General features: G+C 30.0%; 8 protein-coding genes. 2 read left to right on the top strand and 6 right to left on the bottom strand.

Annotated features, from left to right (window positions below; all coding sequences use genetic code 11):
* The coding region (locus ACVC5O_RS00775; RefSeq protein ID WP_452219551.1) for a hypothetical protein at positions 1-2,208 on the bottom strand (2,208 nt) is incomplete at its 3' end.
* 12 nt (positions 2,209-2,220) lie between these two features.
* Entirely contained in the window at positions 2,221-2,787 is a 567-nt protein-coding gene (locus ACVC5O_RS00770; RefSeq protein WP_452219550.1) for a hypothetical protein, read from the bottom strand.
* 171 nt (positions 2,788-2,958) lie between these two features.
* Here ACVC5O_RS00770 and ACVC5O_RS00765 point away from each other — a divergent pair, with 171 nt between their 5' ends.
* Positions 2,959-3,936 (top strand): NlpC/P60 family protein, encoded by a 978-nt coding sequence (locus ACVC5O_RS00765; RefSeq protein ID WP_452219549.1) that lies wholly within the window; start codon positions 2,959-2,961, stop codon positions 3,934-3,936.
* A gap of 139 nt (positions 3,937-4,075) precedes the next feature.
* Positions 4,076-4,495 (top strand): CBS domain-containing protein, encoded by a 420-nt coding sequence (locus tag ACVC5O_RS00760; RefSeq protein WP_452219548.1) that lies wholly within the window; start codon positions 4,076-4,078, stop codon positions 4,493-4,495.
* 52 nt (positions 4,496-4,547) lie between these two features.
* Here ACVC5O_RS00760 and rpe read toward each other — a convergent pair whose 3' ends face one another.
* The 4 genes from rpe to ACVC5O_RS00740 all read right to left on the bottom strand — a co-directional run bounded on the left by rpe (position 4,548) and on the right by ACVC5O_RS00740 (position 8,104).
* Entirely contained in the window at positions 4,548-5,210 is a 663-nt protein-coding gene (rpe, locus tag ACVC5O_RS00755; protein ID WP_452219547.1) for a ribulose-phosphate 3-epimerase, read from the bottom strand.
* Positions 5,211-5,392: 182 nt separating this feature from the next.
* A complete protein-coding gene (locus ACVC5O_RS00750; protein ID WP_452219546.1) occupies positions 5,393-6,256 on the bottom strand; it encodes a sigma-70 family RNA polymerase sigma factor in 864 nt (287 codons plus the stop codon).
* Positions 6,257-6,348: 92 nt separating this feature from the next.
* Entirely contained in the window at positions 6,349-7,557 is a 1,209-nt protein-coding gene (locus ACVC5O_RS00745) for a hypothetical protein (RefSeq protein ID WP_452219545.1), read from the bottom strand.
* On the bottom strand, positions 7,547-8,104 hold the full coding sequence (locus ACVC5O_RS00740) for an RNA polymerase sigma factor (protein WP_452219544.1): 558 nt from the start codon (positions 8,102-8,104) through the stop codon (positions 7,547-7,549). Before ACVC5O_RS00740 ends, ACVC5O_RS00745 begins: the two co-directional genes overlap by 11 nt.
* Positions 8,105-8,116: the final 12 nt, after the last annotated feature.

Genomic DNA, 8,116 nt, shown 5'->3' with positions numbered 1-8,116 from the left:
TTCATTAAGTAAAACAGGAGTGGTAGTTGTATCTAGCAAACTGCCATTGTAATAGTTATTACCAGGAGAAAGCGAAGGAAGTGTAAAACTTGCACATTCTATTTGATTAGGAAGCGAATCGACTTCTGGTGCACTTAAAATTAAGGTAACAGCACTAACATCTTGTATTATTAAACTACAATTATCTTCAGAAACACTAGATAGCATTATTGTTGTGTTTTCTGTAATGCCTGATAATGTAACTTCTGCTGTGCCATTAGAGCTTATAATTGCTGTGCCTGGTAGTGTAGTAAATAAATTTGAAATTAAATAGCTTACTTCACTATTTGCATCTCCATTTATTATAAATACAGCGTCTCCACCAGAACAGACCGATGTGTTAGAAGTAACTGTTGGAAGATTAGGTAATGCATTTACTGTTATATTAATAGCTATAATGTTTGAATTACAATCTCCAGTTGTAGCGCTTGCATAAATTGTAGTTGTTCCAATAGTTAAATTATTAGAGTCTATAGTTAAAACCGCTAATCCAGGCTGGGTATCATAAATTAATTGTCCGTAAGTTATAGGAATTGTCGCAGCTGCATCAGAAAAAAAACCGTAACTAGCTGTGTTTGTTGTTGATGCCTCAATATTTATAATTTCCCCTTGGCAGACTTCTGTAAATGTTGGTGTAACGTTAAAATTCTCTACCGCTTCTCCAATAGTAAAATTAAATGTTTGTGATGTAGCGTTGCCACAGTCATTAAATGCGCCAACTCTTATTGTATAAACTATAGATGGCGACAAAACGGAACTATTTAAATCAAATGTAGCCTGTGCTGTACCGTCATTGTTGTTAATTATAACAGGAGTAAAACTAATATTATTATTACCTTGTAATAATTGAAAATTAAAATCTGTAGCATTATCACTACTTACATTTACAATTAATTCATCTTCACAAATAGTATTGCTTCCTGAATAATTTAAAGATATAGGACCAGGTTCTTCGCTTATAGTAAATGATAATGGATAAACATCAGACAAACAGTTATTAAGATCATGCCCTAACTGTATATAAATAGTGTTTGCTCCTGTATTTAGCGTGGTTATATTAACGTTAGAAGAGTATCCTAAAAATTCTGTTAAAGCCGCATCTGCATAAGAATATATAATGTTATAATGTTCTCCATCAATATCAATAGGCATATAATTATCTGTTGTAGGATCTGTATCTATACAAACTGGAGAACTTAATGGAGAAATGGAATTTATAGTAGGTTTTTCTATAATTGTAAAACTAGTTGTATAAACATTAGAAATACAAGTTCCATTTGTAGGAACAATCTCTAAAGTATGATTTCCAGGAGCTAAAGTTGATGAAGTAGTATAAACATTACTATTGCTAGGTCCAGGTGATGCACCATCGATAAAATACTGGTAGCCAGTTGCATTAATGGCATTAACAGTATATGTTAGGGTTTCTCCAAAACAAACTGATGTAACACTAGGTTCTATAACCGATATTATTTCTGGATTAAAATTATGATTGTTAATAATATTAGTAGTTATTTCAGACTCAGATGTACAAAAGTAACTACCTGAAACACCAACTACATCCCCATTTTGTAAATTATTAAACTGAAACGTATTAATTGTTGTGGTACTAACAGGAGTGGTAAAGTCGTTTTTATACCAATAATATGTGACGTAGTTTAAACCTGAAGGCGCGTTAGCTGCAAATGTTAAATCACTATCAGAACAGAATGAGCTAATAACTGGAGAAATAAGAGTTGGAGCAGGAGTTTGCAAGGTTCGAAAATTAGATTCTATAAAAACATTATTATTATCATTATTACAAAGTACAAGTTCAGGAAAATTAGCACATTCGTAATAAACACTAATATTAGCTCTTATTTTAAATACACCATTTGCAGGTACACTATCACACGTAAGTGTTATTTGACCATTTCCATCGAGAGGTGTAGGGCCACTAACAACAAAACCATTTTGATCTATTACTGAGTATCCAAATAAATTATAACCGTATGCAGCAGTCCCACAACTGTTATCTGGATTGCAATAAATTTGTAATGAATCATAATCAATATTGGGTGTAGGTGTAAAAGCGACACCATATTCTATAGTATTTGGAATAATAATAGAATTTTGAGCATATATAGTAAAGCCAAACAATAATAAAATTATAATTGTAAAATGTTTCATAAAAATAATGTTCTATAAAAAGTAATATCTAAGACCTAAGCCTATATCATACCTTTTGTTTCCTATAGTTACTGTATCTTGTCCAAACCCATACCATTGTCTTGCATAAGCTGCGATTTTTAAGGTTTCTATTAAGGAGGATTCTAAATATATACCACCTGTAATATAGCTAAGTTTGGGATAAGGATCTGCAAGTATAACCTGTGATGAATTATTAACAAACTCTGTCATGCCACCAATACTAACAGATACATTAAATCCATACAATACAGAAGAAGTTAAACGTCGCTCGTTTATACTCCAAACCATTAAATTAATCTCGCCTCCTACTTCCAGAATATTCTCAGAGTAATTTCTTAACTCAAATTTTCGTTTTCCTACTATAGCATTAAACGATAACCCATCTAAAAAATGAAATCCTAAAAAAGCATTGTAACCAAAACTATTTTCGCCAATATTATAATAAGCACCTGCTACTTTAGCTCCTTGAGATCGATATGAGTATTGAAAAAAATCATTATTTTGTCCAATTGCTTTAAAACTAGTAATAAGAATGACTACGAGTATTATTTTTCTCATTTAAGGAGTTTAGTTTTCTTACATTTAAAAGAATTAAAGATAGATACTATACACGTATATAATAAAAATAAAACGTTTAAAAGCATTAAAATTCGTTATCTAAATTAAACTTGTGTTAACCAATATTTTAATTGTTTATTTTTTTTATTTTTAGCGCAATCAATCCTAATTATGAAAAAAAATATATATATAGTAATAATTGTTTTTTTTAGCTTCTTTGTTGGCTTTTCACAAAGTAGTGACTTTAAAAGTTTTGTATTAGATAAACAAAATTCAAAACCTATTTCAGAAGCAATTATAGAGGTTAAAGACTTAGGTATTAATGTAGAGTCTGATTTAAAGGGACAGTTTACTATTAAAACTGATACAACCTCAGGTCTTTTTGTTGGTTTGGTTTCGCATAAAAATTACATAACCAAAGGGTTTTTAATTGAATTTATAGAAGGCAAGCCCATTAAAGTAGAAAACATTAAACTAGAACTCACTTATAAAGAAGGTTTTAAGAGAAAAAGACGAAACCAAAAAAGAGATATTCAATTAGCTAAATTAAGGAAGAAAAAACTTAAAGAACTTAGGAGGAAAGAAAAGAAACTTAGTAAAGAAAGAAAAGAGTTATTAGAACAAGAAATTTATGCAGAATTGGATATTGAAAAAACAAAGCCAACCTTGCAAAACAACTCATCTAATGAGATTAATAATCAATCTACTCTCTTTAGTGATTTACAATATAAATATGCCAAGCTATTTAATGTTAGTGTAGAAAATTTGACAAATGTAGAGTTGTACTCTTATATCGACCAATGGTATAACGAAACTTTTGAAGATGATAGCGATGGACTGTTGTTTTTAGAAGGATTGTATATTAATGGATATGAGCTTTCTATTGAAACCTCAATAATGGATTTATATAATTCGGAGTTAACAAACAAATTTACTAGTAAAGCCTATTTAAGAGAAGGTGATTTGTTGTTTTTTAAAGAAAAAAACGGATCAGATTCTCAAATCACACAAGTTGGTGTGTATTTGCATAACAATAAATTTGTTTATAAATCAAACCAATCAACTCAAAAAATTAAAATTGGTGATTTAACAGATGATTACTGGTTAACCAATTTTGTGTCTGCTGGTAGAAGAATATTTAACAAATAATTTAATTGTTTCCCCTAAATTTATTCTAAATCTGATTGGGACTTCAATTAGATAATATTTTTTTTTATAACTGACTTTTATCATATTATTAGAAGTGTTTTTAGTCTAACTTTAATAGTGAATTTAAAACCCTATTAAGATGAAAAAAAGAGCACCAGTTTCTGAAATAATGACAAAAAACGTCATAGCATTAAACAAAACCGATGAATTAGATCGTGCGGAAGAGTTGTTTAAACTCCATAAGATAAGACATATTCCAGTTGTGAGTGGAGAAGTTATAATTGGAATGTTAAGCTATACAGATTTGTTAAGAATTAGCTTTGCAGATGCCGTAGATGAAGATGCAAAAAATGTGGAAACAATGGTCTATAATATGTTTACTATAGAGCAGGTAATGGCAAAAAATTTAGTTACTGTTTCTAGTGATACAACTATTAAAGAAGTGGCAGAAATATTAGCTACAAAAGAGTTTCATGCATTGCCAGTTTTAGAGAATAATACTTTAGTAGGTATTGTTACTACAACAGACTTAATTAATTATTTACTTCAACAATTTTAAAACTACTGTTTTAATAAAATTAATTAGGCTTCAAATAATTTGAAGCCTAATGTTATGAATTTGCTAATTGTTTTAAGCGTTTAATCGTTTCTGTTTGATTATTACTCTTAAACACATGACTTCCTGCAACAAAAACATCTGCGCCAGCTTCTACTAACTTTTTAATGTTTTTATCTGTAACACCTCCATCAATTTCTATTTTAGTGTCTAAACCTTGCTCAGTAATCATTTTGCGCAATTTACGAATACGTTGGTAAGTTACTTCTTCAAATTTTTGGCCTCCAAAACCAGGATTAATAGACATTAATAAAACCATATAACACTCTGGTAAAATATCTTCTAAAACAGATACAGGAGTAGTAATGTTTAGTACTATGCCAGCTTTACAGCCAGCATCTTTTATTTGTCTTAACGTTCTGTGTAAATGTACAGTCGATTCATGATGCACAGTAATAATATCTGCACCAACCTTTGCGAATTCTTCTATGTAGCGTTCTGGTTTCTCAATCATTAAATGCACATCTAGCGGCTTTGTAGCGTGTTTTTTAATAGCTGCAATTACAGGCATTCCATACGATATGTTTGGTACAAAGTGACCATCCATCACGTCTATATGAAACCAATCGGCATCACTATTATTAACCATTTCTGTGTCACGTTGTAAGTTGCCAAAATCGGCAGCAAGCATGGAAGGTGCAATTAATTTTGAAGCCATTGTAGAGTAGTTTGTGTTGTTTGCACAAATATAGAAAAGTCTTTTTTAAGTCTCTTCCCTTTAAGAAGAGATTTAGAGTTGGGATTATAAAATGAGTGAACCCGAAGTAATCAGCTTCGGGTTCTTTCATCAATCAAAAAACGAACAGTTATGAATAACTGTTTGTTACTGTAACTTAGGTATTAGCCTAAGTATGTTTTTAATATTTTACTACGCGATGTGTGTTTTAATCTACGAATTGCTTTTTCTTTAATTTGTCTTACACGCTCACGTGTTAAATCAAACGTTTCGCCAATTTCTTCTAAAGTCATTGGATGCTCACTTGCTAAACCAAAATAAAGTCTAATAACATCTGCTTCACGAGGTGTTAATGTCTCTAAAGCACGTTCAATCTCAGTACGTAAAGATTCGTGTAAAAGCTCACGATCAGGATTTGGTGACTCTCCAGAGTTTAAAACATCGTAAAGGTTAGAATCTTCACCTTGTATTAATGGTGCATCCATACTAACGTGACGACCAGAATTTTTTAAAGATTCCTTCACATCGTTAATTGTCATATCCAATTCCTTTGCAATTTCTTCAGGACTTGGTGGTCGCTCATGCGCTTGCTCTAAAAAAGCAAACGTTTTGTTTATTTTATTAATAGAACCAATCTTGTTTAGAGGTAAACGTACAATACGAGATTGCTCTGCTAATGCTTGTAAAATAGATTGTCTAATCCACCAAACAGCATAGGAGATAAATTTAAAACCACGCGTTTCGTCAAAACGTTGCGCAGCTTTAATTAAACCTAAATTACCTTCATTAATTAAATCTGGTAAGGTTAATCCTTGATTTTGATATTGCTTTGCTACAGAAACTACAAAACGTAAGTTTGCTTTTGTTAACTTCTCTAAAGCCAATTGGTCACCAGCCTTAATACGTTGTGCTAACTCTACTTCTTCGTCAGCTGTAATAAGGTCAACTTTACCAATTTCTTGGAGGTATTTATCTAAGGAAGCGGTTTCTCTGTTAGTAACCTGCTTCGTAATTTTAAGTTGTCTCATCTAATAAATAAGTGATTTTATTGTATTGAATAAATTGCTATCACTTGTTATACGTTTAAAAACTATTTTTTGTTACAAAAAATATGTTTTTTTTAAAAAGAATATTGAATTCCTGTTAAAACAGAAACATTAAACGCTCCATTATTAGAGGGTTTTTTAAACGTGTTTAGATGCAGTTTAAAGGTTGGTTCTACATTAATACTAAATCTTTTTGTGATTGATTTTTCGAAATTAAACCCAGCGTTTAATGAGATGTTTGTGGTAGAAAAGGGTTGGTCGTATGTTGTTATTGGCACGTTGTTAGAATACGTTTCATCTTTTTCCAACAGTAAATAGCTTAATCCAAATACAACAGAGGTATCTATATAATTATCATACAATCTGTATTTTATTTCTAATGGAATTTCGGTATATTTAATAACTTTATTTATGGTAGTACTTTCTTGTTTTTCTGTGAACTCAAAAACTACAGGTTTAGCACCAAGTCTAATTGATAAATCTTCGTTTGCTTTATAAGTTAGGTAAACACCATAATTAAAAGTGGTATTCTTTTTTCTGGCAGTATTATAGCTTCCATAATAATCTGCAGATACAAAAGGCATTACTTGCCATTTGCTTTTAGATTGTTGTTTTTTAGTTTCTTTTTCTTGTGTTTTTTCGTCTTGATTTAATACAATGTTTTTATGTGTTACAACTGTATCATTTTCCACTTTTAATTCTTCAGTAATTTGAGTTTTAGAGTTGATTAATGAATTTGATTTATTTGTTTTCTCTAATTGAACATTATTATTTAATGTATTAGAGCTATTAACGTTCTCAGAAGCTACAATTGTATTTGGCTTATTGTTTATAGAAGCGTTTTTACTGTTTTTTGAAACACTATTAAATAAAAAATTATTTCGTTTTATAGAATTTGAAGTAGTGTTTTTATTACTATTTGTGTGCGTTATTTTTTTAGTCGAAACTGATGTATTAATAATAGTATTATTAAGCTGAGTGTTATGATTAGAGATCTTAGACTTTGCTTTGTTTTCAAGTTTTTGATCAACAATTATATTTTGGGAGGGTTGTTTTTTAATATTATTTTTAATTGAAGAATTTGTATTAAAGATTAAAAATAAAATTAATAGTAATGCAACAGCAATACTTCCGTATTTAAACCAAAAAGGGATAATGTAATCGTCTTTTTCTTCTTTTTTTAATTCAAGCTCAATGTTTTCCCATACGTTTTCGCTAGGAGTTTCATTTAATTGAGAGAGACTGTTTTTTATGGCTTTACCTATATCTTTTTTAGTATCCATTTTGGTTATTTTTTTTTGTTTCAGAGAAATTGATTTGCTCAATTTTATCTTTTAATATAGTTTTTGCTCTGTGTAAATTAGATTTAGAGGTGCCTTCGCTAATACTAAGTAATGATGCAATTTCTTTATGTGTATAATTATCTAATTCGTAGAGGTTAAAAACCATTCTATATCTACTTGGTAAATTTTGCACTAAGTTTAAAATGGTGTGTAATGGTAGATTAATTGGCGAAGTTTCAATAGTTTGGTCTTTTAATATAGCATCGTTAATTACAATATTTATATAGCTTTCTTTTTTGTATTTGTCAATAGCTTTATTAATGGTAATGCGTTTTAGCCAACCCTCAAAAGAGCCTTTGCCATTATACCTTTTTATGTTTTTAAATACTTCTATAAAAGTATCCTGGAGATTGTCTTCTGCTTCCTCTTTATTTTTACAATATTTAAGGCACAGGCAGAACAACGCGTCTTTGTAAGTCTCGTATAATTCTTTTTGTGCCTTAATATTTTTCTTTTTACAGGCCTTAATTAACTGGTCTAATTTCAAAAAAAAGGGTTT

The sequence above is a fragment of the Lacinutrix salivirga genome (genome assembly GCF_053604675.1).
This window is presented reverse-complemented; position numbering and strand designations above follow the sequence as displayed.

What these genes read in the sequence shown, in the direction of transcription:
- ACVC5O_RS00770 (WP_452219550.1), bottom strand. Translation starts at nt 2,787, where the DNA reads ATGAGAAAAATAATACTCGTAGTCATTCTTATTACTAGTTTTAAAGCA.
- ACVC5O_RS00765 (WP_452219549.1), top strand. Translation starts at nt 2,959, where the DNA reads ATGAAAAAAAATATATATATAGTAATAATTGTTTTTTTTAGCTTCTTT.
- ACVC5O_RS00760 (WP_452219548.1), top strand. Translation starts at nt 4,076, where the DNA reads ATGAAAAAAAGAGCACCAGTTTCTGAAATAATGACAAAAAACGTCATA.
- rpe (WP_452219547.1), bottom strand. Translation starts at nt 5,210, where the DNA reads ATGGCTTCAAAATTAATTGCACCTTCCATGCTTGCTGCCGATTTTGGC.
- ACVC5O_RS00750 (WP_452219546.1), bottom strand. Translation starts at nt 6,256, where the DNA reads ATGAGACAACTTAAAATTACGAAGCAGGTTACTAACAGAGAAACCGCT.
- ACVC5O_RS00745 (WP_452219545.1), bottom strand. Translation starts at nt 7,557, where the DNA reads ATGGATACTAAAAAAGATATAGGTAAAGCCATAAAAAACAGTCTCTCT.